The sequence below is a fragment of the Curtobacterium sp. MCSS17_016 genome (assembly GCF_003234255.2).
GTDB lineage: Bacteria > Actinomycetota > Actinomycetes > Actinomycetales > Microbacteriaceae > Curtobacterium > Curtobacterium flaccumfaciens.
Genome location: NZ_CP126255.1, coordinates 368,120 through 390,380 on the forward strand (window position 1 = coordinate 368,120; position 22,261 = coordinate 390,380).

Here is a 22,261-nt window from a genome sequence, read left to right on the forward strand (position 1 = left end):
CCCTCGTCGGTACCGTCAGCAGCACAGGGAGAGGTGGTCGCTGATGTGTGTCGCGGTGCAGTGCAAGGCGTGCGGGAAGACGACGTGGACTGGCTGCGGCGAGCATGTCGCGGACGTGCTCCGGAAGGTCCCGAAGCGGGACCGGTGCGCCGGTCACGCCGGCACGGACCTGCTCGGGTCGAAACTGCCGCTCTAACGCGTGCGCGCCGCACGTGCGATGCGGAGCACGTCCTCGTACGCCTTCTCCGCAACTGCGACGGCAGCCTTCGCCCGCTCGTGCGCCACGGCCGCCCCAGCAGCGTGATGCGCGGCAACGGCGGCATGCTCCTGGGCGGTGCGGAAGCCGAACCCATGCCGGATCCCAGCCTGCAACGTGTCCCACCGTCGCGCTGAGCGGCGGCCCTCGACGGCAACCCAGATGATGGCGGCGCCCCAGGCGGCTCCGATGGCGGCGTTGATGAACCAGTCGGTCGGAGTGAAGGCCAGCATCAGCGGGTGAGAGCAGCCTGCTGGATGGCGGCGAACCATCCGGACCCGCGGACGATGTTCGCTGTCTTCGCCGACCCGTCACCGCGGAGGTCGCCGCCGGACAGGCGCGCCTCCTCGAGCACGGCGACGAGCTCCTCGACGGCGCCGGTGGAGCCGGCAGCGCGGGTGTTCATCACCGGGACGGTCGGCGTGCCGGCTGCGGCGAGCGCTCGGGCGGCGGCGAGGAAGCGGGAGCCGACGATCATGTCGGCGATGGTCGCCGCGTCGTCCTTGAGCGTCAGACCCTTGTGGCGCGCGTCCCAGAGGACGTGGACCAGTGCGGTGGAGTCACCCTCCCACGCCTCGAACGGACCCTCGGTGGCGAACTGCACGGTGTCAATGTCGAGGCCGGCTTCGATGGCGGCGGCCTGCTTCTCGGACGACTGCTGAACCTGCATGGTGTGGCTCCCGGTGGTGACGGTGGGGCGTGCTGACACTGACCCTATGCGCGGTCGGCGTCCCGTCTTGTGCGAGGGCGTCAGCGGGTGGACAAGACGAGGCTGCGGCGCCGTGCGGACACGACCGCGAGAACCCCGAACGTGCCGCTCACGACGGCAGCCGGGAACAGGTACAGGACGGAGAAGTCCACCCCCTCACCATCCTTCGCGAGCACGACCCGCAGCAGACACGTCACCGCAACAGCGGCAGCCGCCACGATGAGCAGCGCACCCAGCAGCATCAGCGTCACGCTCGATGGTGTCCACCGTCGGGTGAACGTCGCCGTGGGCGTCGGACTGCCGTCGCCGTACGGGGCCTGCTGCCCACTCACGCGTTCTCCATTGCCAGATGGTGTTCGTACTCCTGGTCCATCGACTCCATCGTCGTCAGTTCCGTCCCGTCGCGGAGCGCGTGCAGGGCGGCGACGCATCGCTGCTTCGGGGTCGGCTGCGGGTACCGGGGGTTCCGGCCGTCGTTGATCGGGTACATGCCGTACGTCGTCATCCACCGGCACTCGAACCAGTCCCAGATGGCGGCGCCCTCCTGGTCGTCGGCACCCATGTTGAACAGGTGCCCGAAGAAGCAGTTCCGCCCGTCCTCCGCGGTGCGGACCACGTCCGTGCACCAGGACGCTTCGTCGGTGGCTTCGATGTGGGTGATCACCTGCTCGAGCGTGGCCGGCGGGTTCGGGTACTCCTCCCACTCGGTCACGACGCGACCTCCGGACGTGCCGGGCCGCGGCGGTCGCGGACACGGCTGTACTCCGCCTCGAAGAACCGGTAGCGGGCCTCGAAGCGTTCCGCGGAAGCGGTGAACGCCTCGGCGAGGTTGTACTGCCCCTCGACTTCCTCCCACGCCGCCTTCAAGTACTGCTTCTCAGCACGGTCCAGCATCCGATGCATGCGGGCGAGGAGCCACAGCTCCTTCAGCACCCCCATCAGTCGTCCACCGCCGCGAAGACCTGCTCCTCTGCCAGCGCGGCGGAGTGCGCCTGCGACGCGTCATCACGGCTCAACGCCATGTACGACGGTCCGTCGCTCTCCACCGTGCGGAACAGGTGAACAGCGTCACCGTCGACCTGGACGATGGCGACCAGCTCCTTCTCCCCGTACGAGTCCCCGAACCAGCCACCGCAGTAGCCGTTGAGGGTGACGCCGACACGCAGGTCGCTCATGCGGCCACCGTCACAGCGTCCCGCTGGATGGCGGCGAACCAGCCGGACATGCGGATGAAGTTGGCGGTGTCGTCCGTCTTCGAGGACAGGTCGCCGCCAGCAGCGGCTGCGTCGCCGAGCACCTGCGCGAGCTCGTCGGCGGACCCGGTGAACCCGTCTGCCTGCGTCGTGAAGCCGCGGACCGACGGGTTGCCCTCCGCCGTCTGGTGACGGACCGCCGCGATGCAGCGGGAGGCGAGGATGTTCGACGCGATGCGCTCCGCATCCGCGTCGAGGGTCAGACCGTTGTGACGAGCAGACCACAGCACACCGACGAGAGCCCTGGCGTCGCCCTCCCAGTACGCGAACGGCGGCGTCGTACCGTGCTGCACGGTGTCGACGTCGAGGCCCGCTTCGAGTGCGGCGTGCTGATCCTCGGACGGCTGCATCTCGGGGTACGGCATGGTTGGCTCCTCAGGAAGGGTCGGTGCTGACACAGACCCTATGCGCGGAGGTCACCGCTGCCGCGGCGTTCAGACGCCGGCAGGGTCGAGCTCGTCGAGTGGGCCCCGCTGCTCCAGCTCAGCGCGCACCTTGTCGTAGTGGCGGTGTGCCGCTTCGAGCTCGCGGGCGAACGCTCGGTCAGCCGGCTTCTCACCGGCGTTGCGGTTCGCGAACTCGATGCGCTTCCGGGCCGACACCGCAGCGTCTTGCAGCTCCTCCGTCGTCTTCTCCGACAGCGGCGGCCGCACGACCCGCTCTGCCGGCGCGGACAGCGTCCCGCCCTTCAGACGGTTGCCGACGTAGCGGGAGAACCGCTCGTGGCCTCGGAGCCCCTGGATCTCCTCACGCTCCACGATGGGCGCGTCCATGTCGCCCACCTCCCCCTTCAGCGTGTACTTCGTGACCAGGCCGAGCACCTTCACGGTGACGTTGAAGTGCCCCTCCGGGGTGTAGTCATCGACGTAGAGCGCGTGTTCCGCCTCCGACGCCTTCAGCACGTCGGTGAGCGTCGCCGCTTCCCGACCGCCGAGGGTCACGTCAGCTGCCGGACGCTTGTGGGCGCCGAAACGCGTGTCGTTCAACGCTCCGCCGACGTCACGATTCCGGATGATGCGCTCTGCTGCCATGCCGGTCATGTGCGCGGCTGGGTTACACCTGCGCGCGGCGGAGCGTCACCCCGGTAGCGACGACGTCCGCCAGACGCTCCTGCTTCCCATCACGAGAAACCACAACTGCACCGTCAGCACCGGTGGTGAACACCGAAGCACCAGGAACGTTCGGGTCATCAACGACGAGGAACCCCTGCACTCGTCTCCCCGGAGCGATACCACGCGCAGCCGTAATGAGCAGCCCGACGTCGTTGTTCCCCGGCATCGGAAGGAACCACGCCAGATCACCTGTCGGTTTCGGCTTCCGTCGCAGCCACCCACGCGGTCCAGTACCGACCGGTTCCCGCGGAACCCGCGACTGTTCAAGCAGGCGAACCGCTCCATCCCCGGAGGTCAGCCAGAACTGGTCCCGAACGGAGCCCTCCCCCAACCCGCGGTGTCGGGAATCATCCGCGGAGAGCGCAGTGCTGCTGCGGCTCATACCAACGAGTATGAGCGACACATGCAGCAGCATCGATCCAAAACAGGTAGGTCACAGATCGGCCACGGCACCAATCCCGGGGTAGACCAACCTGTCGCCCCCGTGTGAGCATTCATCACCGGCTAGGGGGCTGAGCCGGCAACGATTCCGACGCTGCCGTCGGCCCCCGGTTCTGCCGGTTCACGGATAGGGGAATCCATGAAGAAGCCACGTACGGCAACCGCAACGAAGCGGCGCCGACTCGGTCTCACAGCAGCATCCGCACTCGCTCTCACCGCGGCGCTCATCGCCATCCCGAACGCCGCGCAGGCCTACGCCTACGAGAACTCGTCGTGGGGGAATGCGAACCTCCGCATCTACATGGCGTCCACGTCGGGGAAGTACCGCACCGCCATCAACCAGGCGTCAGCGAACTACACCTCCGCCACCGACCTGAACCTCACCAACACCACTACCGGCGGCCCGTCCTTCTCCGCCGCCGACGTGAACAACGGCGCCGACAGCTACGAAGGGTGGACTGACTGGACGCCAGTCGCAGGTCGCACCGTGTCCGCGCACTCCACCGTCAACCGGTACTACGTGTCAGGGAAGACCACTGCGAACCTCAAGGTCATCTGGCTCCACGAGCTCGGCCACGGACTCGGTCTCGCACACGTCGGCCCGGTCGCCCGCGTCATGCACAACCCCGCATCCGGCGCATACAACGCCGGTGTGAGGAACCTCACGTCCGACGAAGTCGCCGGCATCAACAAGAAGTACTGAGAGGGCAGACCATGAAGCGCACCATCACCACCACGGCAGCCGTCGGCTCCATCATCCTCAGCGCGATCGCCCTCACCGGCTGCTCCACCTCGCACGCGGAAGGCTCCCGCGTCGAACTGTACGACTCGGTGCCGGCCCTGGCCGAAGACAGCAGCGTCGTCCTCAGCGGCACCGTCCAAGAGCAGAAGACCGCCACGGACATCCCCGGCGGCGGGGAGTTCACCCTCTCCACCGTCGTCGTCGGCGCAACCGCGAAGACCGACACCAGCCACCCGGCTGGATCCACTGTCGTCGTCCGTCAGCACGGTAGTGCCAGCATCGAAGGCCCCGGCCCCCTCCTCGAGAAGGGAAAGACGTACCTGCTGTACCTGACACCGTCGGGTCTCGACGGTGACCTCGCCAGCCAGTTCTACGTCACCGGCGGAACCGCCGGCGTCTACGAGACGCAGCAGAACGCTGCGGCGCGCAGCACCGGCGTCACCGAAGACACCGAGTTCACGAAGGCACCCAGCGACGAAGGGGACAAGCTCCCCGCTGAACTCACCCTCTCCGACGCGCTGAAGGGCTGACCCGGCACCAGGACCCAGAAGGCCGGCGGAGAACACTCCGCCGGCCTTCTGCCTGCTCTACGCCGCCTGCCCCATCGACGCGGCCTTCTCACGTGCGTCGATGTCCAGCGCGTTCGTCGACGCCACCCGCAGGAACTCCGGCGGGATGACGCACTCCACTGGGATGACACGACCGGACAGGTCCGAGTACATCCACACGGAGCCGCGGAGCACCTTCCGGGTGCGGGGGTCTCGCAGCGCCTTCATCGAGTTGTAGTTCGGTGCGGCGTACTCGTCGTTGCCGTACGCGTCCATCGTCGCCGACGCCGTCACTCGTGCCATCCGCTCCGGCGTCGGTTCGATGCCGAACAGCTCCATCGCAGCGAGTGCTTCCTTCTCGTCTGTGATGGGACCGACGAACCCGCGGCTGATGTAGCCGGCGAGACCAGCGTTCGCTGCGCCGGAGATGTCCTGCGAGAACAGGATCGGCAGCACACGCTGGGAACGGGCGAGACGACCGAGACGTTCGACTTCCTTCGGGTCGGAGTTCAGGATGGTCCACGCCTCGTCCTGGAAGATGACGCCGTCACGACCCGTCAACGCGGTTGCCGCGCCGAAGATCATCATGCGGACCAACGCCAGCGACACACGCTGGGAGATGTTCTGCTGTTCCGCCGTGGTGCCAGGTGTCGGCAGGTTCAGCGACGTCTTCCCGACCTTGATGAGGGTGATGCCGTCCGCGATACGCAGTGCCTCGGTTCCCGGCTCGAAGCCGACCATCGCCCGGAACTGCGACGACGCGTTCGCCAGCTCGAGGACCTTGCCGTACACGAACCGCCACATCTGGTTCTGCGGGTCCGATTCAACGGCCGTGAGCAGCGCCTGACCGATGCACGTCGCCCCGTGGCCAACGCCGTAGTTCAACGCGGAGATGAGCGGCACCTCCGCGTCGTTCCGGTTGTTGCCGAAAGGGTTCACTGACAGGATCATCGACGCGGCCATGTCCACACCGTCCTGACGGGTGATCGCGAACCGCAGCGGGTCCAACACGCCGTCGGAGGAGATGAAGTCGTCGAGCGACGCCACCTGACCGCCAGACAGGTTCGTCGCACCACTGTGGTCGCTCCCGGTTTTCGGGTCGATGATCACGCAGGGGCGGCCCATGCGGGCGAACTGGTCGGCGAGCCAGAGCATCATCATCGACTTGCCGGCGCCGGATGCGGCGGCGACGACGCAGATGGGGGTGCGGTCTTCCTGCGCGACGGCGGTGGGGCTGAGCAGCGCCGGCTGCCGGTCCGATTCGGTGAAGCCGACCATCGCGCCGGAGGTGTCGCCGACGGTGGACAGTGACGGCAGGCCGGAGTAGGCGATGGTGGTGTCTGGCAGGTCGTGGCGGTTCGGGTTCGTGCGGACGTTGGAGCACAGCATCGTCTCCGCCCAGGCGGACTTCTGCCGGTACAGCATCGCGTTCAGGGTGACGTTGACTGACGACATCTCGGACATGTCCTCGATGCGGCCGTCGAACGCCATCAGGATGGACGCGTCGACGAGGGTGGCGGGGCCGCCGCCGGAGGCGTATCCGTTCTCCACCGCTTCGAGGGTCTCGATCTTCTCGTCGAGCTCCGCACGGTCCATCTTCTGCTCACGCATGCGCTCGTTGAGGTCGTCCATGTTCTGCTTCCGGTTCCGGCGCAGCTCGTCACGGGTGACCTTCGACGGTTCGACGAGGGCGCGGATGGAGACGATGGACGCGTCGGCGCGGATGTACGGCGAGATCCACTGAGCGGTGCTGGTGCCGGCGTCGACGAACGGCAGGTCGAGGTCTTGGACGGACGCGAACGTGACGGTGGACGTGTCCGACAGCGGCGGCCACGCCTCGCACTGGTCCGGCCCGATCTGCTGCACGATGCTCGTCGCTTCTGCGGACCCGAAGACGTGCATGTGGTCGGAGTGGAACAGCGTGGGGGTGTCCGGGAACTGTCCCTGGTTCCACCAGGAGTTCGCCATCCGGAAGTCCGCCGCGGTCATCGACTGCAGGCCGGCGTTGGTGAGCGCCTGGTCCACCTGCCGGAAGTCCTTGTCGTAGTCGGAGATGGGGGTGCCACCTTCGAGGAGGGTCTGCGTGACGGAGTTGATGGCCGCCTGGAAGCCGCCGTCGCCGACGGTGGACTGCAGCTTCACGCCGAAGAGCAGGAACCGGTTGTAGACCCGCTCCCCTGCGTACTGCTCCGCGAGGTACGCGTCGATGTCCGACGGTGTCGGCCGGTACGCGGTCGGGATGTTCACGAGCAGCGCGTGCGTGTCCCGGTACTGCGCCCGGGTGAGGGCACGTCGGTTCGAGCGGACAGGTGTCATCTGCGCGAGCGACTCGTACGCGTTGACGAGTGGGAGCGCCGCGACGAGGGCCCGCTCGGTGGTCTTCGCTTCCGTCACCGGAGCGAGCGGCACCTTCTTGTACAGCCAGACGGACTGGTCCACACCGATGAGGCGGCCGTCCTGCATGCGGCCAGCGACCATCGTCGGGTAGTCGGGTCGGGTGTTCGCCATGGTGCTCCTGCCGGTCGGGCTGAGCGGCCGCCTCGTCGGGAGCGCGGTGTTGCTCAGCACCCGTCTCTATGCGGCGAACGACACCCAGCCGCCGCTCCCCCGGCGGACACGAAACGGCTCGTCACCGGGGTGGTGTCGAGCCGTTTCGTCTGTTGGTGGTCAGTTGCCGACGGTGGCGCCGTCGCCGCCGGCGGGTGCGGTCGGAGCGTCAGTGGGTGAAGCCTGCAGCGACTTGCCGATGAGGGCGTTCTCGTACGGCTGCAGCTTGGTGCCGGTGCCGGGGCTTCCCCAAGCGACGACAGCTGGGGCTGCGGAGTTGGCGTTCATGACGAGGACGTCGTAGGTCACTGCGGGGAGACCCTTCGTGTCGTCGTTGCCGGTTGGGGCGGGGTTGCCCTTCCACTGGATGTACAGGGTGACGCGGACGAGCTGCTTGCTGGTCTTCTTCCCCTGGGAGGTGGCGTTCTTCTCGGTGGAGCCGAAGTCGAATGCGGCGGCTCCGACCTGCGGGATGACGGCCTGCACGTTGGACAGCGTCTGGTAGGTGTGGGACGCCTTCTTGTCCTGCATCGCGAGACGCATCGACGCGGAGTCACCCTTCGTGAACGCGGCCGCCCATGTGTCGACGGCCTGCTTCACACTGTCGGATGCGGTGTCGTCGTACAGGCCTGGCCAGGTGCCGGACGCTGCGGACGTCTGCTGGTCGATGCTGTTCTTGTCCGCACCGGGCACCGGCAGCAGGGACGGGCCGGCGAGGACGGTTGCGCCGTACGTCTTGTCGGAGGCGACGGTGACGTCGACGGAGAACGTCTGCCCGAGACCGTCGCTGATGGTGAAGTGCTGCAGCTCCGTCGTGTACGCCGCGGCGACGACGGTCTCCTTGTCGTTCTTGTCCACCAGCGGTGCCGGCTTCTTCACCACGGTCTGCCCGTCGTAGGAGACGATCTGCCCCTTCCCCGCAACCGGCGATGGGGTGGACGCCAGCCACTGCTGGACGGTGAGCGTCGCGGTCGTGCGGCCCTTCACGTCGACGGTGGCGGGCTTCGCGACCACCGGGTCGCTGTTCCCGCCGGCGTTGCCGAGCAGGAGGATGCAGAGGATCGCCAGCGCCGGGGTGAGGAAGACGCTGGACTTCACCACCCACCGGTACAGGAGCTGCCGGCGATACCGGTCCCGGTTCGACAGGGACTTCTTCCGCGGCACTTCCTCCGCGTCGTCGAGCCAGTTCTGGACTGGGTTGCTCTTCTTCTTCGCCATCAGCTCTTCACACGGGTCGCAGCGGTGCCCTCACGGTGCACGGCTCGGGGTCGGGGGTTGTTCGGGTGCGCTGCGGCGCGAGTCACTTCCGCAGCAGGTCCACCGCGTCATCGACGCGGCTGCGGATGGCGGTCGAGTCGCCAGCGTGCAGGGCCTTCACCAGAGCGATGGCGGCCTTCGCGTCGGAGGACGGCATCTCCCCGGTGACACCGCCGAGGCCGGCGAGGAGCTTCCACACGGCGCGGAGACGTGCACGGCCGAGACCGGTGGCGGTGACCCCTGCCTCAAGGGCGTCCGCGTCGAGGATGGTCTTCAGGTCGGTGACGACCTGCAGGTCGCGGCTGTTCGCGGTGATGACGGCGACGGTGAGGTCGGCGGTGTTGTCCGGGTTGACGCCGAGGATGCTCGCGGCGACGTTCACCAGGTCAGCTTCCGCTGCCTGCACTTCGAGGACCTTCGCGACGGTCTTCCGCACGAGGGCGCGGTCCTTCGCGGCGTTCCGACGCGGGGAGGTCTTCTTCGGGGTGTCCGTCTCGTCGTCATCGTCGTCGTCTTCATCGGCGGCGGCCGGCGGGTCAGCGAGCGTGATGGAGCCGTCTTCGGCGTTGGTGACGTCTGCCCACGGGTCGTCGTGGACGACGTACGCCTCATCGGACAGCGCGGCCTTGTCGAGCGCCGACAGCTGCTCCTCGTCCGGTTCCGGAGCGGACGGCGATGGGACGACCGGTGCCGAAGCCGGGGCCGGTGCTGGAGCGGCAGGTGCAGCAGCGACGGGTGCCGGTGCGGGTGCCGGAGCGACCGGCGGTACCGGTGCGGGTGCTGGTCGAGCCGGGACCGCGGCCGGAACTGGGACGGCGCTCGCCGGAGCCGGCGGCGCCGGTACGGCAGCGGGAACCGCGGCAGGCGGCGGGACCGGACGGGGAGCGGCGGGCGGTGGGACCGGCACCGCAGCGGGCACGACAGGTGAGCCGTGGCGCTCAGCGCCAAGCGCCTCCGCACGGGTCTGGAACGGCGGGACGGGCGTGGGGGTCTGTTCGCTCAACGGGGGAATCTCCTGAGTCGCTCGGGCACGTCCCGGTGGGGACTCCCTCCTCTATGCGGCGAACAGGGCGAATGACGCAGGACCGGCGCCGGTGCGCGACCGGTGCGGCCCTCCGCGGTGTTCGTGCGGCGGTGACTCGACGGGCAGTTCGTACCGCCCGTCGGACGACGTCGAACGCTGCACCGACGAGCGCCGCCCATGCTGCGGTGCGGACCGACCCGTGAACGGCGCCGGCGACAGTGGCGATGTACGCGAACACCGGCAGGAGCAACATGGCTGAGGAGATGACGAAGTCACGGCGGGTTTCTGCAACACCGTGTTGCAAGAATCCGGCGACGGCCGCAGCTGCCAGCAGCGGCACCCCGACGGACAGCACCGCCGGTGCAGGAGCAGTCAGCAGCAGCGTCGCCCAACCGGCGACCGCAACCGGCCACAGGAAGGTGACCGGAGGGCTCACCGAGCCCGGCGGCGGCCAGCCAAGTCAGCCAGCCGCCACACCAGTTCGACGAGCGCGTACACGCCGACGAGAACCTGCCCGATGACGCTCAGAAGGCTGTGCGGCGGCAGGAACAGGCCGACGATGACGACGACGACGATCGGCAGGAACAGCAAGTCCCACCGGGTAGCGAAGCGGCGGCCGAGCTCCGGCTCAGGGGGTGGACCCCCACGGGCGGATGAGGACGCTGAACACCAGCACGTACCCGACGAAGACGATCAGCGCGTCCGCCGGCGCCGGCAACTGCAGCAGGTACGACGTCACCCACAGCAGGATCCCCACCGGCCAGAACAGCGCGGTGACAGGCCGGGCCCAGAACGCCTGCCAGCGGGTCGGACGGGACGGGATGAAGTCGGTCATGCAACCGTCAGATGCGGCGAGCGCCCCACGAGCCCGGCGATCCTCTGCCGACTGGTTCCTCGGGCCCGTCCTCCCCGAACCACGCTGATCAGAGCGGTGCGAGCGGAAGCGGTCACAGCGGAAGGTGACGCGTTCTACAGGTGTTTGTAGGCCCAGACGTACGTGTGGTCGTCGGCCTGGCCGGTGAACACCTTCGTGAAGCCGTCGGTACCACCATCAACGCTTTTCACGCCAAGGTCCTCGAGGAGCGGCGCGGACGCCGCAGTGCTCTGGTGGTGGACGTGGTCGGCAAGCGACAGCCACGAGCTGACGTCTGCTCCGGACGGTGCTTCGAACACCACCTGGATCTGTGCGGTGGCGCTGACCGCGGCGACAGGTTCTGCTTCTGCCGAGAGGATGGTCCAGCCCGGTCTCACATGTCGGCCGAACTTCGCCTCGACGGTGTCAAACGGTACTGACTGGCATGACCACGGCGAATGCCCGAGGCATGACCCGAACTCCTTCGAGCCCGACAGAACGACTTCTTCACGAGCGCCATGAGCCACCGCGGAGGTGAGGTAGTAGGCGCCGCCGATGAGCACGCCCGTGACAGCGGCGAGCACGCTGACGATGAGTGCGAACGCAGCCAAGCCACGGCCGGCACCGGTGACGAAGAACGGGGAGCGCACACGAGCAGTCTGTCGCCCGTGCGACGCCGACGCATCGTCCACTCGGTTGATCTGCCTCCCCCACCTGCTGCCGCACCCTGGCGGGCATAGGGCACGGCATGGCTGCCGAATCGAAGCGTGTACTCGCCGTCCGTGACATCCTCACCCGTTCCGTCCGCATCGGCCTGGGTATCCCCACCGCGACCCCGCGGCCCGGGCAGGCGCTTCTCGCCGACGACATGGCGCGCGCTGCTGACCCGCTCGGCGGGCACATGGCGGGTCTCGCGCCGACCGGTTCCGGGAAGTCGTACGCGTCGATGTCCGCCGCGGCGGTCGGTGCTGCGCAGTATGGGGAACGGTGGGTCATCGCCACGGAAGGGCTCGACCTGCAGCAGCAGTACCTCCGCGACAGCCCGCACGTCGCCCAAGCCGTCAAGGACGCGTACGGTCACGACCTGAAGACCGCTGTCCTCAAGGGGTGGTCGAACTACCTCTGCGCGCAGAAGACGATGAACACCGTCCGCCAGCTCGGCATCACCAACGGCGCCGGCGGGTACGACGACACCGCGAACCGCATCGACGCAGCACACCTCAAGGACTCCGTCTTCGCCGACGGCCGCGTGCACGAGTCGAAGACGCTCCGCCCGCTGCTGTCCTGGGCGGTGAAGCAGCACCAGAACCCCGACGTCATCGGCGACAAGGCCTCCTACCGCGGGCAGATGACCGACCGTGAATGGCAGGCGGTGTCCGTCTCCACGCAGGAATGCGTCGGCGAGAACGCCTGCCCGCTCGCCGCCATCTGCAAGCCCCGCATCAGCCGTGAGAAGGCCGCGGAAGCGGACATCGTCATCACCAACCACGCGATGCTCGCCGTGCAGGCAGCGAACAACACCCCCGTCGTCATCGGCAACAGCAAGCTCGGTCCGTTCCACGGCATCATCGTCGACGAAGCGCAGTCGCTGCCGGCGTCGGTCCGCTCGCAGGGCACCGTCACCATCAGCGCACCCCGCCTGCACGGCATCGTCAACCGGGTCCGGGAAGCTGTCGGCGGTCCCGGGAACCCGTCCGTGGACCAGTGGGCCCTCGACGGCCGGGAAGTCATCCGGTACGTCGAGTCGGAGATCCACGCAGGTGTCGCATCCGTTCAGGACGGCCGCATCCCGAAGGACACCGACCCGCTGGCGAACACCGGCGACGTTCTCACCCAGTGGCTCAAGCAGGGCTCCCAGTACATCCAGTCGTCCACCGACCAGACCGACATGGCGTCCGTCATCGCCGGCAAGCGCGGCTCCGCAGCCATCGACCAGATGGTGCAGGCCGTGAAGGACGTCCGCGACCACTACGTCGGTGTCAGCCGCGCCTGGACCGAGTCCGGCGACGTGTCCGCCATCGAGACCGCACCGGTGACCGTTTCCGGGATGCTCACCCGCAACATCTGGAACGACTCCTCCGGCAACGGTGACGAACCGCCGCAGGACGACACCGTGAAGCCGCCTGCCGGTGACGACCACCAGGAAGCGGAAGTGGAACCGCGGCCCCTCACCGCCATCTGCATCTCCGGCACCCTCCCGAAGGGGTTCCCCCGCGACGCCGGCCTCAAGACCCACATCACCGCGTACCCGTCACCGTTCGACAAGGAGTACGCCAACAGCCTCCTCGTCGTCGCCCGCATGGACGACCCGAGGGTCATCGAGCAGGTGTCCGTCACCGCGTACGGGAAGCAGCGCTTCGATGTCCGCAAGCACGCCGAATGGGTCAAGCACGGCTCCGCTGACGCGTTCGTCTGGAACGGCGGATCCGGGCTCATGCTCGCCGCGACCGCCGCGAACGGGAAGCTGTACACCGAGCACTACCGGAAGATCGCCCGCGGCCGGTTCAACGTCTATTCCCAGTGGGACGGTGACGGCGACGTCGTCAAGAAGTGGCGCGACGACGAATCCAGCATCCTCGTCGGCACGAAAGCGTTGATGACCGGCACCGACGGCCCCGGGAAGACGAACACGCTCGTGCAGGTGGACCGTATCCCCCGCGCCGCATCGAACCCCGTAGACGACGCCCGCGTGGAAGCGCTCATGGAAGCCATGGGTATCGACAAGTGGTCCGCCGACCTCTACGTGTACGTCGCCGACGCAGCATCCCTCCTCGAGCAGGAACTCGGCCGCCTCATCCGAGGCGGCGGGGACTCGGGCGCCGCAGTCGTCTGGGACGGCCGGACCATCAACGCCGGCCCGTTCAAGTACAACGCTCGCGCCCGCAACGCCTACCAGGAAGCGATGCGGTGGTTCCCCATCAAGTCCACCCGCCTCGACGACCTGAAGGCGTACATCAAGAACGGCGGGCACCCGGCATGACCGTCGCGCAGTCCGTCGTCATCGTGCTGAGCATCGCCGCGTTCTCCGCCACGGGTGCGGTGCTCTGCCTCCGCGACCGACGACCGGAGGTGCGGCGCCGCGGATGGGCGTATGCCAGCCTCGCCCTCTTCGGGCTCCTGTGCCTCAGCATCGGACTGTGGGGCCCCGGCGCCAGCGAGCACCACGACTACCACCCCGGGCACATGCGCACCGGCGAACACCTCATGCCCTGACCAGGTCAGACCGCCATGGGCTGCCTGCCCGCATAGAAGTCGCATGACGAACCTGCTCCTCCAGAACGGCCGCCCGGTGGGACTCGCACCGGAATCAGCCCTCATCGCAGTCGGTGACCGCTGCTACGTGCACTCGGTCAACGACGAGACGTTCATCCGGGTGAAGGCCGCACCCGCCACCGACGACAGCACCCGATGGGAGACCGGTGTCGCCTCCCGTCGGACAGCGGCCGACGAGCTCGAGCAGACTCTCCCCGGTGCGCAACTCGTCGGCGCCGCCCGACGGCTCACCATCGAGAGTGTCCTCTACCGGGAGTACCTCCTCGACATCTACGTCCACCCGACCGTCTGACGCCCACCGCCGAGACACATCCGCGCATAGACCTGCCATGAGCACGTTCACCACCGGCGAAGCCCGCCAGCGCGAACTCTTTCCCATCCGGCACCGGGTCGGGCTGTCCGAGCCGACGATGCCCGGCTGGAGCGACCTCGTCGCCGCCATCCGGCAGGTGAACCTCGAACACGACAACGCCGGCCGGGAGAACCCCATCCTCGTGGTCTTCCGGACGTACACCTCACCCGGTGAACCAGACCTTGGGGTGATCGCTGCCCGCTTCGTCGCCGCCCTGAATGGCGGCTTTGCCACCTACGCCGGTCCGGCCCTCATCGACGACCTCAACCTCACTCTCCGGGACGTGCGTAGGAATCTCCGCTTCCGCGGCCACCCCGACGCGGACTCCGTCATCACCGCTTACCGCAGCCACGCCACCGCTGTCCTCACCCGACTCGCGGCCGCCGCCGCCGCCACGGCTGCCGCGTGAGCATCGCCGACCTCGCCGCCCGACTCGAAGCGGCGCGCACTCCAGAACTGCAGCGGCGATTCGCCGTTTACGAGGCAGTCAACCGGAACGGTGAAGCGGACATCAGCGACGACGCCGCGCACGAAGGGCTTCCCCTCCGGTTCGCACAGGTCACCGCGCTCATCCACGGAGCGCCGGCACAGGACCCACGATGGGCGACCGAACGAGTGCGGACCCTCAACCGGATGCGGAAGCGCATCTACCGGCCGCTCCTCGACGACGCGACGATGCCGCTGACACTGCATCTTCCGGGTGGGAGCATCGACCACCCCGGCTCAGACGTCACCGACGTGCTCGACTTCTACGGCCAGGTGCTCACCGCCGGCGCCGACCCCGCCATCGCCCGCTACCTCAGCGTCTCCAACCTCGTCGCCGCCGGCTACCCATTCCTCCGGCTGCCGTTCGTGAAAGCCGAACCGCACCCGGAGATGTCAGCAGCGCTCGCCGCAGCCCGCGACGGACGGCCACTGCGGTACCTCGAACTCGTGGTGGAGACCGCCGGACGCTGACGCGTCTGTCTTCTCGGTCAGGGGCGAGGCCGGACTGGCCACAGGTCGGCGTCGAGACCGTCCTCGAGCCGTGCAATCGTCTGCAGGTCCGGCCACGCCTGCCCGGTGAGCACCCGCTGCACTGTCACATGGCCCATGCCGGCATCCGCGGCGACCGCCCGCAAGGTCCGGCCGTTCATCGCCGCCCGGAGGTTCACCACCAGACGGCGGGCCGTCTCCGCAGCGCGGTCGTCCGACGGCTCCTCCGGCCACGGCGCCGGACACAGTTCCACCGGCAGCAGACGAGCAGGACGACCCATGCTGGTCAGCGTAGAGGTTCGGCCGCCCGGCGGAGATGCTTCCGCAACCAGCGCTCATCCTCGATGAGGGGCACGCCCTCCTCAGCGATGGTGTGCAGCAGCTCGTCCGACGAGGTGATGTCCTCGGTGCTGAAGTAGATGGGGTTCACGGGGTTGCCGGTCCACATCCGCGCGGCCATTGCGAGGTCGTGGGTTCGGTCCTCGACGGTGGCGCGGTGCTGCGCGTCGGCGATGAAGATGAGGTCGATGTCGCTGTCGGGGCGCATCTCGCCTCTTGCTGCGGAGCCGAACATCGCTGCGTACCGGAGCGGCATCTGGGCGCAAGCGTCACGGAGCCGGTCGAGGAACTCGTTGCGGGCCCTGCTGATGGCGACGACCTGCGGCGCGAGGAGATGGTCGTGGTTGAGGCGGTAGGTCTTCAACCCGCCGATGTCGTCGAAGAGGACGATGCCCTGCTGGACGAGGTGCTCGAGCGCGCGGCGGACGCCAGTTCGAGAACGGCCGGTGCGCTCAACGATGAGGGGCAGCGGGAACGGCCGATCGCGCTGGAACCGGGCGAGCACAGCGAGGACCTCGCCTTCGATGGTCGGCATCAGCGCCGCGAATGGGTTCTGGAGCAGCATGCGAGCCTCCTTCGTGCGTGACTATATGTGGTCAGCGGCAACTAGATGTAGTCATCGGTGTCTGCATGTAGTCACTCGTCGAACTGCTGCTCCCCATCCCGCTGGCACAGCACGACGAGGGTGACAACGCCGGTGTGGTGGTCATACGTGGACCCTCCGTACTTCGCGTACCGGCCGCAGACCGGGCAGTGCGGGGCGGACTCCGGCCGGGTCAGCCGGTAGTGCTCCTCCGCGGTGCCGTCGTCCTCCTGCTGTAGGCGGCGGGCGTCTGCCGCCAGACTCATGCGGGAACGCCGAACTCGGGAATGCCGAGGCCAGCGACGTCGAACCGGGTAGGTCCGTCGGGGTAGATCAGCAGCGTCTCCCCGAAGTGGTAGCCGTCCTTCCACAGGTCGGTAACCATCGCCTTCTGCTCGTCGTTGAACTGGGCGTCCGTCTCAGCGTCGAGAGCGAACACGGTCAAGACGTTTCCCTCCTCACGCAGACGCGTCTTCGCAGCGCGCATCCGGTCGTGCGCTGCGACCAGCGCCTGATGCAGCCCTGCGACGCCGACGAAACGACTCACGCCACGCAGCTCGTCGAACCAGTCGAACTGGTCGCCGACGTCGGCGAGGACGAACGGCAACGACAGCAGGGAGCGCTGCATCGCCAGCGCCTCCAACATCGTCGGCTGCGCGTCCGGGAAGTGCTGCAACGACCACGGGCCCGGGTGCAGGCGGGTCGTTTTGAACGAAGACGGCACGGCGGGCTCCTCAGTGGACGTGGCGGAAGTGAGTGACGACACTGAGCGTGAGTGACGTCAGTGACGGTATGCGCGGACGGGGTGGCTACTCGACGGTTGCGTCGTACGTGTGACGGAGCGCAGCGATGCGCTTCTCGGCACGGCGGTGCGCCAGGCTCGACGATAAGAACGTCGAGTAGGACCAGGTGTTGATGTGCTTCCCGTCGCGGTACAGGCCGACGCAGTAGTGCTCGTCCGCGCCGAAGACGTTGTACGAGTACCAGGTCTTGATCGTGTACTTGCGGCTGCTCACGGACCGTCTATGCGCGGTCATCGGAACTCGACGACGTTCGGATCTGGAGGGAACGTTGCCGGCGTCTGCCCGTCGCACTCGCACACCCAGTCACGGTTGCCGGCCAGAGCACGGCGACGCACCTCGCACGCCGGAGCATGCTCCGCTCGAGCGAGCATCGCTTCGAGCGCTTGGAACAGCGGCAGCGGGGGTTGGCGGGTCACGCTGGTGCCTATGCCAGGGATCCTGGTTTGTACGCTGACGCGTCACTGAGTTGACCCTCAGGAAGGGGTAGACCGGAACGTCTTGCGGCGTAGAACGACCTGTCTTACCGTGGCCGCATCACTCAGAGCGGAGCGAACACATGGCCGTTGTCACGTACTGCGCACTCCTCCTCATCGGGGCCTACATGCTGCTCAGCGGCGTCGTGAAAGTCCGCGACGGCCTCGACATCACCGCCGGCACCGTCCACGCCTACAAGCTGCTGCCCGTGAGGCTCGAGCGGCCCGCAGCGCTCCTCCTCGCCGCCGCAGAAGTCGGTGCCGGAGCACTCCTCATCAGCGGCCAGAGCCCACGCCTCGGCGCCGTCGCCGTCATCGTCCTCCTCGCCGCGTACACCGTCGCCCTCGCCAGCGTCCTCCGCCGCGGCATCCACACCTCCTGCGGCTGCCACGGAACGCTCTCCACCAGCGAAGTGCGGCCCGCCCTCATCATCCGGAACGTCACACTCATCGCCATCACCGCCGCAGCCGCCGCGCTCTCACCAACCGCGGCACCGCCCACCTACTGGGCGCTCGCCGGCGCCTCCGTTCTGGCAGCCGTCGCAGGGGTTGCGATGCGCTACCGCAAGACCGCAACACCGATTGAAGGGGAATCGCATGTCCATGTCTGACGACAAGAAGAAGGGGTTCGGACGTCGGCAACTGATTGGGGGTGGACTCGCCGCAGTCGCCGTCGGCGCCTTGTCGACGATGTTCCCCGAACTCGCCAACGCCGAAACCAAAACCGCGCGAGGTATCACCACCGTCAACGACGACGAGTGGTACCTCCAGGAAGCCCAGTCCACCACTGAGCTCGACGACAGCACCGCGAAGCGACACGCTGCCGCGCTCACCGCAACCGCAGCTCTCGCCCCGGTCGCCGCCAAGCACATCGACTCCGCCAAGAGCAGCACCATCGCGAAGTCCGCCATCCGCACGTACAAGGACGGACGCACCGTCACCGTCACCGGCACGAACCTCAGCGACACCCGCGCCGTCCTCAACTGGCAAGAGCACCTCGCAGATGGCTCCGTCGGCCGGTCCGCTACCGCGATGTACGACGTCACGAAGGACGCTGCGACCCTCGTTGGCACCGGCGGCAGCGCCGCCACGATGAAGTCCGTCACCACACCAGCAGGCACCGACGCGGTGATGGCGTTGAAGTGCCCCACCGGCACCTACGCCGTCCGGCTCTGCAGCAGCATGAGCCTCTCCGGCTTCGGATCCTGCTGCGGCGGCTGCGTCGTCGCGTTCGTCGGAAGCCCCCTCGCCGGCTTCCTCTGCGCGAGTATCGTCTGCAGCTCCTGCTACGTGAAGAACTGCAAGAAGTGGACCAACACATGCGCAGCGAACCACTGAACAACGCCACCCGCCCCTGGTACCAGGAGCGCCACATCCGCGCCTACGGAGCGGCCATCGTCACCGCCCTCATCGGCGTGACCTACCTCATCGGCGTCCAGAGCCCAGCATTCATCGGATGGCTGCTCCTCATCGTCGCCGTCGTCGCAGCCATCGACGGACTCATCGCCCAACGCCGGCAGCACACGCAACACCAACCCGACGTCCACGCACAAGCGCACCACTGACAACGAAGAACCCCGGGATTGCTGCGAGCAGGCCCGGGGTTTTTCGTTAGTTCGCCGTCGCCGGCGAGCGGTCAGTCGGACTGGCGTGTCATCTCAGAAGGCCGCGGCAGGCGGGGTTCCGGGGCGCGAGTTGTCGCAACCAGGAAGCCGTCCCGACCGCCGAGCGCCTCGCCGGGGACCTCGCTGTCCGGGTCGCCGTCGGTGTTGCGGAGCACGAGCGCTCGGTGGCCAGCGGCCACCTCGTACGCCTGCAGCATCAGCGCCTCCGCCGGGCCGTGGCAGGACAGCACTGAGCCGTTCAGGAATTCGTCGCTGGTGATGTCGATGGCGTCCGCGCCCAACGGACGCAGGTTCTCGTCGCCCGCCCGGTCGCGAGTCGCAGCCACGTTGAACCAGAGCGTCTTTGCCAGGTCGGGCGTCACCGTGATGGTCAGGGTTACAGGCGCATCAGTCATGCGTTCATCCTGGCGCACTTCGAGGCCGGCTCAATTCAGGACGACGGGAACTGCTCAACAGGCTGTTGAGGAATCCTGAGAGCGCGCTGTCAACCCCGGCCCGGGTCGAACAGCCGCCGGCGTCGCCCACGCCGCCCCGACCGCGTCCTTCACCCGCAGGTCCGCCGGTAGCGCCGGTCGGAGGGCCCGGGCGACGTCGAGGACGTCCTGCTGCTGCCGGTGCGTCCACGGGGCGGCTGCGGCTCGCACCACTGCGGGGAGATGGTCGGCGCCGGTGATCGTGAACGGGGCCGCCGGGACAGCGTCCGGGGTTCGGATGAGGACCGACCAGGTGTCGTACGTGCTGTTCTTCGCTGACACCACCCGCGGCCGGGCGGTGGCGATGCTGCCGAGGTAGGCGACCATGTCCTCCGCGTTGTACACAGCGAACCGGCCAGTCGTGCCGAGGACATGCACGTAGATGGCATTCGTTCCCATCGTCACCGTCTTCCCCACACCGGTGCAATGCGCGTATCCGCCGTGATCGTCGGCGAACTCCACCGCCATGTTCCCCGTCTTGTCGAACATGAAGTCCGACTTGCACTCCACGAGCATCCCTTCGAACGCGAAGTCGCCAGCGTGCCGGTCAACACCGTCACCATCAGTGAATCTGCGCGTGCCAAGGAGCGCAGCGACAGAATCCTCCACCCGCTGCCCGTCCCGGAAATGAGTGTCGAAGCGGTGCATGTCGACCCGCTATGCGGCACGACACGAATCGGTTCATAAGACGGAACACGGTGAGAACGATGTACCGTTGTCGACGCGGAAACTCCGCACCGCGCGCACATCGGGAATGCGCGTGCGGAACCAGCAACAGACAAGGCGCAACTCATGGCACAGAAGGTCACCGTTCAGCTCGTCGACGACCTCGACCAGTCCCCCATCGCCGAAGGAAACGGCCGCACCGTCCAGTTCGGATACGACGGCTCCGACTACGAAATCGACCTGTCCAACGACAACGCCGACAAGCTCCGCGACGCCCTCTCCGACTACATCGCCGCCGCCCGCAAGGTCAACGGCCGCCGCAGCGGTGCGACTGGTGGCACGAAGTCTCCGGCACGACGCGGCAACTCCGAAGAGCTCAGCAAGATCCGCGAATGGGCCAAGGAAAACGGCTACGAAGTCTCCAGCCGCGGCCGCATCTCCAGCCAGGTACAGGAAGCATACGCAGCCGCCCACTAACGCTCTGCGCCGGCGAACCCGAACGCCGGAGAAGACACCGCCGAAGCCCGGTCCTCATTGCTCGAGGACCGGGCTTCAGTGCGTTCAACGGCGGGCCGACCAGAAGCGGGCAAACGCCACACCGCCGACGAGAACAGCGAAGGCAGGGATGGCGAAGAAGACGACGTCAGAAGCGGTCACGACTCAACGCTGACAGGGACAGGCACCGAAGGGCAAACGTGCCCTTGACGCTCTTTCAACGGGGGTCGGTGACGGTCCCCGTCCGCCGCCAGCTTGAAGTTGTCACGGCTCGGGCTCAGAAACGAAACAACCGCGGATCCGCATGCCGGCGCGGTCCCGCTGCAACAACTTCACGTAGCCAGCGGCTCGTCGCCGCATCTCCGGAAGGGAGTCCGACTCCGCTCATAGGAGTCACGACCACCCCGGAAGGACCCCGTGGCGAAGACCAAGATCAACCACCCCGAACTCCGCATCGGCGCACGCGTCCGCGGCACCAACGGCATCCTCTACACACGCATCGCACGCCTCAACCGCTCCGACTGGATCAGCGAACAGGGCAAGCAGTACGCCACCATCCCCGTCACCTGGCACCCCGTCCACCAACCCGAGAAAGACGAACTCGAAGCAGCCTTCGCAGTCACACCCGTCCTCGGCCCAGAAGACCACGGGTTCGGCATCGTCGCCGACACCGACCTCCAACCCGGCGACACCATCTTCACCCCCGGCTTCCGCAAACAGCAGCACGTCGTGCGCGAGGTCGGAACCGTTCACCGCTGGTGGAAACCGAAGACGGTCCTCATCACGGCGAAAGGCGACTGGTACTATCCAGCCGGCGTCGTCTACATCGCACGGAACCTCGGCCCCAACCCCCACGAATACACCCGCTGGGACCAGTAGTTTGCACTGAAACGCAAACTCTGGTAAGAGTCCGCGCATACACCTTTCGACAACGCACACCACGCGACACCGGAAGGGAACCACAGACCATGCCGAAGCACTACCCGGAGAACATCGACCTCAAGCTCGGCGCACGCGTCAAGGATTCCGCCGGAACCGTCTACACGCGCTTCGCTGCTCGCGGCCAGGCCGACTGGATCACTGCGGACGGCGTTCAGCACCAGCACCTGCCGGTGAAGGACTTCGAGGTTGAGTACAACCCGAAGAAGGACGACGTCGCCGCGGCCTTCTCGGTCACGCCCGCTTTCCGAGGCAAAGACGGTGTTGGTTTTGGGGTTGTCCGCGACACCGACATCACGCCCGGCGACATCATCTTCTACGACGGGTTCAAGTTGATCCTCACCAACGAGGTCCTTTCCGTCCACCAGCAAGTCGTCGCAGGAGAGGACCGCGTTCAGATCCGGGGCCGAGGCGACTTCTTCCACGTTGTGGAGCGACTCGTCTATGTCGCGCGACGCACCGGCCCCATCAAGCAGTACACGGCCTGACACAACAAGAAGAGGCCCGAGCACGCTCGAGCCTC

The 22,261-nt window shown here is 67.5% G+C and carries 35 protein-coding genes; 14 read left to right on the forward strand and 21 right to left on the reverse strand.

From position 1 onward, the window contains the following. Window positions 1-43 precede the first annotated feature (43 nt). Window positions 44-196: a DUF8730 family Cys-rich protein gene (locus DEJ19_RS22045; RefSeq protein WP_502869796.1), complete on the forward strand. Its 153-nt coding sequence runs from the start codon at window positions 44-46 to the stop codon at window positions 194-196. On the opposite strand, the gene DEJ19_RS20690 is transcribed toward DEJ19_RS22045, so the two are convergent. From DEJ19_RS20690 to DEJ19_RS20725, 8 genes are all read right to left on the reverse strand, one after another. Next, the gene (locus DEJ19_RS20690; RefSeq protein WP_111231894.1) at window positions 193-489 is read right to left on the reverse strand and encodes a hypothetical protein; all 297 of its coding nucleotides are present in this window, start codon (window positions 487-489) and stop codon (window positions 193-195) included. The two genes, DEJ19_RS22045 and DEJ19_RS20690, sit on opposite strands and share 4 nt — an antisense overlap. Beyond that, entirely contained in the window at window positions 489-926 is a 438-nt protein-coding gene (locus DEJ19_RS20695; RefSeq protein ID WP_181441412.1) for a hypothetical protein, read from the reverse strand. Before DEJ19_RS20695 ends, DEJ19_RS20690 begins: the two co-directional genes overlap by 1 nt. An 80-nt stretch (window positions 927-1,006) precedes the next feature. Then, on the reverse strand, window positions 1,007-1,297 hold the full coding sequence (locus tag DEJ19_RS20700) for a hypothetical protein (RefSeq protein WP_111231893.1): 291 nt from the start codon (window positions 1,295-1,297) through the stop codon (window positions 1,007-1,009). Beyond that, entirely contained in the window at window positions 1,294-1,677 is a 384-nt protein-coding gene (locus tag DEJ19_RS20705; RefSeq protein WP_111231892.1) for a hypothetical protein, read from the reverse strand. The genes DEJ19_RS20700 and DEJ19_RS20705 overlap by 4 nt, the downstream gene beginning before the upstream one ends. Beyond that, window positions 1,674-1,904 (reverse strand): hypothetical protein, encoded by a 231-nt coding sequence (locus tag DEJ19_RS20710; protein ID WP_111231891.1) that lies wholly within the window; start codon window positions 1,902-1,904, stop codon window positions 1,674-1,676. Before DEJ19_RS20710 ends, DEJ19_RS20705 begins: the two co-directional genes overlap by 4 nt. After that, entirely contained in the window at window positions 1,904-2,140 is a 237-nt protein-coding gene (locus DEJ19_RS20715; protein WP_111231890.1) for a hypothetical protein, read from the reverse strand. The genes DEJ19_RS20710 and DEJ19_RS20715 overlap by 1 nt, the downstream gene beginning before the upstream one ends. After that, entirely contained in the window at window positions 2,137-2,583 is a 447-nt protein-coding gene (locus tag DEJ19_RS20720) for a hypothetical protein (RefSeq protein ID WP_181441411.1), read from the reverse strand. Before DEJ19_RS20720 ends, DEJ19_RS20715 begins: the two co-directional genes overlap by 4 nt. Window positions 2,584-2,652: 69 nt before the next feature. Further along, entirely contained in the window at window positions 2,653-3,249 is a 597-nt protein-coding gene (locus tag DEJ19_RS20725) for a hypothetical protein (RefSeq protein WP_146250433.1), read from the reverse strand. Window positions 3,250-3,910: 661 nt separating this feature from the next. Between DEJ19_RS20725 and DEJ19_RS20730 the strand changes: the two genes are divergently transcribed. Then, entirely contained in the window at window positions 3,911-4,474 is a 564-nt protein-coding gene (locus DEJ19_RS20730; RefSeq protein WP_111231888.1) for a matrixin family metalloprotease, read from the forward strand. 11 nt (window positions 4,475-4,485) lie between these two features. Then, window positions 4,486-5,043: a hypothetical protein gene (locus DEJ19_RS20735; protein WP_111231887.1), complete on the forward strand. Its 558-nt coding sequence runs from the start codon at window positions 4,486-4,488 to the stop codon at window positions 5,041-5,043. A gap of 57 nt (window positions 5,044-5,100) precedes the next feature. Here DEJ19_RS20735 and DEJ19_RS20740 read toward each other — a convergent pair whose 3' ends face one another. The 6 genes from DEJ19_RS20740 to DEJ19_RS20765 all read right to left on the reverse strand — a co-directional run bounded on the left by DEJ19_RS20740 (window position 5,101) and on the right by DEJ19_RS20765 (window position 11,392). Then, the gene (locus DEJ19_RS20740) at window positions 5,101-7,569 is read right to left on the reverse strand and encodes an ATP-binding protein (RefSeq protein WP_111231886.1); all 2,469 of its coding nucleotides are present in this window, start codon (window positions 7,567-7,569) and stop codon (window positions 5,101-5,103) included. Between the two features lie 159 nt (window positions 7,570-7,728). Continuing rightward, the gene (locus DEJ19_RS20745) at window positions 7,729-8,826 is read right to left on the reverse strand and encodes a hypothetical protein (RefSeq protein WP_111231885.1); all 1,098 of its coding nucleotides are present in this window, start codon (window positions 8,824-8,826) and stop codon (window positions 7,729-7,731) included. Window positions 8,827-8,908: 82 nt separating this feature from the next. Further along, the gene (locus DEJ19_RS20750) at window positions 8,909-9,868 is read right to left on the reverse strand and encodes a hypothetical protein (protein ID WP_146250431.1); all 960 of its coding nucleotides are present in this window, start codon (window positions 9,866-9,868) and stop codon (window positions 8,909-8,911) included. A gap of 453 nt (window positions 9,869-10,321) precedes the next feature. After that, window positions 10,322-10,480, reverse strand: a complete 159-nt coding sequence (locus DEJ19_RS20755; RefSeq protein ID WP_181441410.1) for a hypothetical protein — start codon at window positions 10,478-10,480, stop codon at window positions 10,322-10,324. A gap of 37 nt (window positions 10,481-10,517) precedes the next feature. Further along, on the reverse strand, window positions 10,518-10,724 hold the full coding sequence (locus DEJ19_RS20760; protein WP_111231883.1) for a hypothetical protein: 207 nt from the start codon (window positions 10,722-10,724) through the stop codon (window positions 10,518-10,520). A gap of 134 nt (window positions 10,725-10,858) precedes the next feature. After that, on the reverse strand, window positions 10,859-11,392 hold the full coding sequence (locus tag DEJ19_RS20765; RefSeq protein WP_111231882.1) for a hypothetical protein: 534 nt from the start codon (window positions 11,390-11,392) through the stop codon (window positions 10,859-10,861). 98 nt (window positions 11,393-11,490) lie between these two features. On the opposite strand from DEJ19_RS20765, the gene DEJ19_RS20770 reads away from it, so the two are divergent. Genes DEJ19_RS20770 through DEJ19_RS20790 form a run of 5 tightly spaced genes read left to right on the forward strand, consistent with a single transcriptional unit; the run spans window position 11,491 to window position 15,324 of the window. Next, window positions 11,491-13,722 carry an ATP-dependent DNA helicase gene (locus DEJ19_RS20770; RefSeq protein ID WP_111231881.1) on the forward strand — a complete coding sequence of 744 codons (2,232 nt, stop codon included), beginning with the start codon at window positions 11,491-11,493 and terminating at the stop codon, window positions 13,720-13,722. Next, window positions 13,719-13,955 (forward strand): hypothetical protein, encoded by a 237-nt coding sequence (locus DEJ19_RS20775; protein ID WP_111231880.1) that lies wholly within the window; start codon window positions 13,719-13,721, stop codon window positions 13,953-13,955. The genes DEJ19_RS20770 and DEJ19_RS20775 overlap by 4 nt, the downstream gene beginning before the upstream one ends. 43 nt (window positions 13,956-13,998) lie before the next feature. Beyond that, a complete protein-coding gene (locus tag DEJ19_RS20780; RefSeq protein ID WP_111231879.1) occupies window positions 13,999-14,307 on the forward strand; it encodes a hypothetical protein in 309 nt (102 codons plus the stop codon). A 37-nt stretch (window positions 14,308-14,344) separates the two neighbouring features. Then, entirely contained in the window at window positions 14,345-14,776 is a 432-nt protein-coding gene (locus DEJ19_RS20785) for a hypothetical protein (protein ID WP_111231878.1), read from the forward strand. After that, a complete protein-coding gene (locus DEJ19_RS20790; RefSeq protein ID WP_111231877.1) occupies window positions 14,773-15,324 on the forward strand; it encodes a hypothetical protein in 552 nt (183 codons plus the stop codon). Before DEJ19_RS20785 ends, DEJ19_RS20790 begins: the two co-directional genes overlap by 4 nt. Window positions 15,325-15,341: 17 nt before the next feature. Here DEJ19_RS20790 and DEJ19_RS20795 read toward each other — a convergent pair whose 3' ends face one another. The 5 genes from DEJ19_RS20795 to DEJ19_RS20815 form a co-directional block, all read right to left on the reverse strand. After that, window positions 15,342-15,623: a helix-turn-helix domain-containing protein gene (locus DEJ19_RS20795; protein ID WP_111231876.1), complete on the reverse strand. Its 282-nt coding sequence runs from the start codon at window positions 15,621-15,623 to the stop codon at window positions 15,342-15,344. Window positions 15,624-15,628: 5 nt separating this feature from the next. Then, complete coding sequence (locus DEJ19_RS20800; protein ID WP_111231875.1) at window positions 15,629-16,246, reverse strand: nucleotidyltransferase domain-containing protein; 618 nt, start codon at window positions 16,244-16,246, stop codon at window positions 15,629-15,631. Between the two features lie 71 nt (window positions 16,247-16,317). Then, a complete protein-coding gene (locus DEJ19_RS20805) occupies window positions 16,318-16,530 on the reverse strand; it encodes a hypothetical protein (protein WP_111231874.1) in 213 nt (70 codons plus the stop codon). Continuing rightward, entirely contained in the window at window positions 16,527-16,988 is a 462-nt protein-coding gene (locus tag DEJ19_RS20810) for a hypothetical protein (protein ID WP_111231873.1), read from the reverse strand. The genes DEJ19_RS20805 and DEJ19_RS20810 overlap by 4 nt, the downstream gene beginning before the upstream one ends. A gap of 85 nt (window positions 16,989-17,073) precedes the next feature. Then, complete coding sequence (locus DEJ19_RS20815) at window positions 17,074-17,280, reverse strand: hypothetical protein (protein ID WP_111231872.1); 207 nt, start codon at window positions 17,278-17,280, stop codon at window positions 17,074-17,076. 343 nt (window positions 17,281-17,623) lie between these two features. Here DEJ19_RS20815 and DEJ19_RS20820 point away from each other — a divergent pair, with 343 nt between their 5' ends. The 3 genes from DEJ19_RS20820 to DEJ19_RS20830 are packed head-to-tail and all read left to right on the forward strand — an operon-like array spanning window position 17,624 to window position 19,105. After that, window positions 17,624-18,151, forward strand: coding sequence for a MauE/DoxX family redox-associated membrane protein (locus DEJ19_RS20820; RefSeq protein ID WP_111231871.1), 528 nt, complete (start codon window positions 17,624-17,626; stop codon window positions 18,149-18,151). Further along, window positions 18,138-18,878 (forward strand): hypothetical protein, encoded by a 741-nt coding sequence (locus DEJ19_RS20825; RefSeq protein ID WP_146250426.1) that lies wholly within the window; start codon window positions 18,138-18,140, stop codon window positions 18,876-18,878. Before DEJ19_RS20820 ends, DEJ19_RS20825 begins: the two co-directional genes overlap by 14 nt. Next, window positions 18,860-19,105 (forward strand): hypothetical protein, encoded by a 246-nt coding sequence (locus tag DEJ19_RS20830; protein WP_111231869.1) that lies wholly within the window; start codon window positions 18,860-18,862, stop codon window positions 19,103-19,105. The genes DEJ19_RS20825 and DEJ19_RS20830 overlap by 19 nt, the downstream gene beginning before the upstream one ends. A gap of 71 nt (window positions 19,106-19,176) precedes the next feature. Here the strand turns inward: DEJ19_RS20830 and DEJ19_RS20835 are convergent, their stop codons facing one another. Together DEJ19_RS20835 and DEJ19_RS20840 are read right to left on the reverse strand one after the other, a co-directional pair. Then, window positions 19,177-19,560, reverse strand: coding sequence for a hypothetical protein (locus DEJ19_RS20835; RefSeq protein WP_111231868.1), 384 nt, complete (start codon window positions 19,558-19,560; stop codon window positions 19,177-19,179). A gap of 54 nt (window positions 19,561-19,614) precedes the next feature. Next, window positions 19,615-20,286 carry a hypothetical protein gene (locus tag DEJ19_RS20840; protein ID WP_111231867.1) on the reverse strand — a complete coding sequence of 224 codons (672 nt, stop codon included), beginning with the start codon at window positions 20,284-20,286 and terminating at the stop codon, window positions 19,615-19,617. A gap of 144 nt (window positions 20,287-20,430) precedes the next feature. On the opposite strand from DEJ19_RS20840, the gene DEJ19_RS20845 reads away from it, so the two are divergent. The 3 genes from DEJ19_RS20845 (at window position 20,431) to DEJ19_RS20855 (ending at window position 22,226) form a co-directional block, all read left to right on the forward strand. Beyond that, window positions 20,431-20,781: a histone-like nucleoid-structuring protein Lsr2 gene (locus tag DEJ19_RS20845; RefSeq protein ID WP_111231866.1), complete on the forward strand. Its 351-nt coding sequence runs from the start codon at window positions 20,431-20,433 to the stop codon at window positions 20,779-20,781. Window positions 20,782-21,216: 435 nt separating this feature from the next. Further along, window positions 21,217-21,678, forward strand: coding sequence for a hypothetical protein (locus DEJ19_RS20850; RefSeq protein ID WP_111231865.1), 462 nt, complete (start codon window positions 21,217-21,219; stop codon window positions 21,676-21,678). An 89-nt stretch (window positions 21,679-21,767) separates the two neighbouring features. Beyond that, on the forward strand, window positions 21,768-22,226 hold the full coding sequence (locus tag DEJ19_RS20855) for a hypothetical protein (RefSeq protein WP_111231864.1): 459 nt from the start codon (window positions 21,768-21,770) through the stop codon (window positions 22,224-22,226). Window positions 22,227-22,261: the final 35 nt, after the last annotated feature.

Excerpts from the sequence above, each read along its gene's own strand:
- DEJ19_RS22045 (WP_502869796.1), top strand. The coding sequence starts at position 44 with ATGTGTGTCGCGGTGCAGTGCAAGGCGTGCGGGAAGACGACGTGGACT.
- DEJ19_RS20690 (WP_111231894.1), bottom strand. The coding sequence starts at position 489 with ATGCTGGCCTTCACTCCGACCGACTGGTTCATCAACGCCGCCATCGGA.
- DEJ19_RS20695 (WP_181441412.1), bottom strand. The coding sequence starts at position 926 with ATGCAGGTTCAGCAGTCGTCCGAGAAGCAGGCCGCCGCCATCGAAGCC.
- DEJ19_RS20710 (WP_111231891.1), bottom strand. The coding sequence starts at position 1,904 with ATGGGGGTGCTGAAGGAGCTGTGGCTCCTCGCCCGCATGCATCGGATG.
- DEJ19_RS20715 (WP_111231890.1), bottom strand. The coding sequence starts at position 2,140 with ATGAGCGACCTGCGTGTCGGCGTCACCCTCAACGGCTACTGCGGTGGC.
- DEJ19_RS20720 (WP_181441411.1), bottom strand. The coding sequence starts at position 2,583 with ATGCCGTACCCCGAGATGCAGCCGTCCGAGGATCAGCACGCCGCACTC.
- DEJ19_RS20725 (WP_146250433.1), bottom strand. The coding sequence starts at position 3,249 with ATGGCAGCAGAGCGCATCATCCGGAATCGTGACGTCGGCGGAGCGTTG.
- DEJ19_RS20730 (WP_111231888.1), top strand. The coding sequence starts at position 3,911 with ATGAAGAAGCCACGTACGGCAACCGCAACGAAGCGGCGCCGACTCGGT.
- DEJ19_RS20735 (WP_111231887.1), top strand. The coding sequence starts at position 4,486 with ATGAAGCGCACCATCACCACCACGGCAGCCGTCGGCTCCATCATCCTC.
- DEJ19_RS20740 (WP_111231886.1), bottom strand. The coding sequence starts at position 7,569 with ATGGCGAACACCCGACCCGACTACCCGACGATGGTCGCTGGCCGCATG.
- DEJ19_RS20745 (WP_111231885.1), bottom strand. The coding sequence starts at position 8,826 with ATGGCGAAGAAGAAGAGCAACCCAGTCCAGAACTGGCTCGACGACGCG.
- DEJ19_RS20760 (WP_111231883.1), bottom strand. The coding sequence starts at position 10,724 with ATGACCGACTTCATCCCGTCCCGTCCGACCCGCTGGCAGGCGTTCTGG.
- DEJ19_RS20770 (WP_111231881.1), top strand. The coding sequence starts at position 11,491 with ATGGCTGCCGAATCGAAGCGTGTACTCGCCGTCCGTGACATCCTCACC.
- DEJ19_RS20775 (WP_111231880.1), top strand. The coding sequence starts at position 13,719 with ATGACCGTCGCGCAGTCCGTCGTCATCGTGCTGAGCATCGCCGCGTTC.
- DEJ19_RS20780 (WP_111231879.1), top strand. The coding sequence starts at position 13,999 with ATGACGAACCTGCTCCTCCAGAACGGCCGCCCGGTGGGACTCGCACCG.
- DEJ19_RS20785 (WP_111231878.1), top strand. The coding sequence starts at position 14,345 with ATGAGCACGTTCACCACCGGCGAAGCCCGCCAGCGCGAACTCTTTCCC.
- DEJ19_RS20795 (WP_111231876.1), bottom strand. The coding sequence starts at position 15,623 with ATGGGTCGTCCTGCTCGTCTGCTGCCGGTGGAACTGTGTCCGGCGCCG.
- DEJ19_RS20800 (WP_111231875.1), bottom strand. The coding sequence starts at position 16,246 with ATGCTGCTCCAGAACCCATTCGCGGCGCTGATGCCGACCATCGAAGGC.
- DEJ19_RS20805 (WP_111231874.1), bottom strand. The coding sequence starts at position 16,530 with ATGAGTCTGGCGGCAGACGCCCGCCGCCTACAGCAGGAGGACGACGGC.
- DEJ19_RS20820 (WP_111231871.1), top strand. The coding sequence starts at position 17,624 with ATGGCCGTTGTCACGTACTGCGCACTCCTCCTCATCGGGGCCTACATG.
- DEJ19_RS20825 (WP_146250426.1), top strand. The coding sequence starts at position 18,138 with ATGTCCATGTCTGACGACAAGAAGAAGGGGTTCGGACGTCGGCAACTG.
- DEJ19_RS20830 (WP_111231869.1), top strand. The coding sequence starts at position 18,860 with ATGCGCAGCGAACCACTGAACAACGCCACCCGCCCCTGGTACCAGGAG.
- DEJ19_RS20835 (WP_111231868.1), bottom strand. The coding sequence starts at position 19,560 with ATGACTGATGCGCCTGTAACCCTGACCATCACGGTGACGCCCGACCTG.
- DEJ19_RS20840 (WP_111231867.1), bottom strand. The coding sequence starts at position 20,286 with ATGCACCGCTTCGACACTCATTTCCGGGACGGGCAGCGGGTGGAGGAT.
- DEJ19_RS20845 (WP_111231866.1), top strand. The coding sequence starts at position 20,431 with ATGGCACAGAAGGTCACCGTTCAGCTCGTCGACGACCTCGACCAGTCC.
- DEJ19_RS20855 (WP_111231864.1), top strand. The coding sequence starts at position 21,768 with ATGCCGAAGCACTACCCGGAGAACATCGACCTCAAGCTCGGCGCACGC.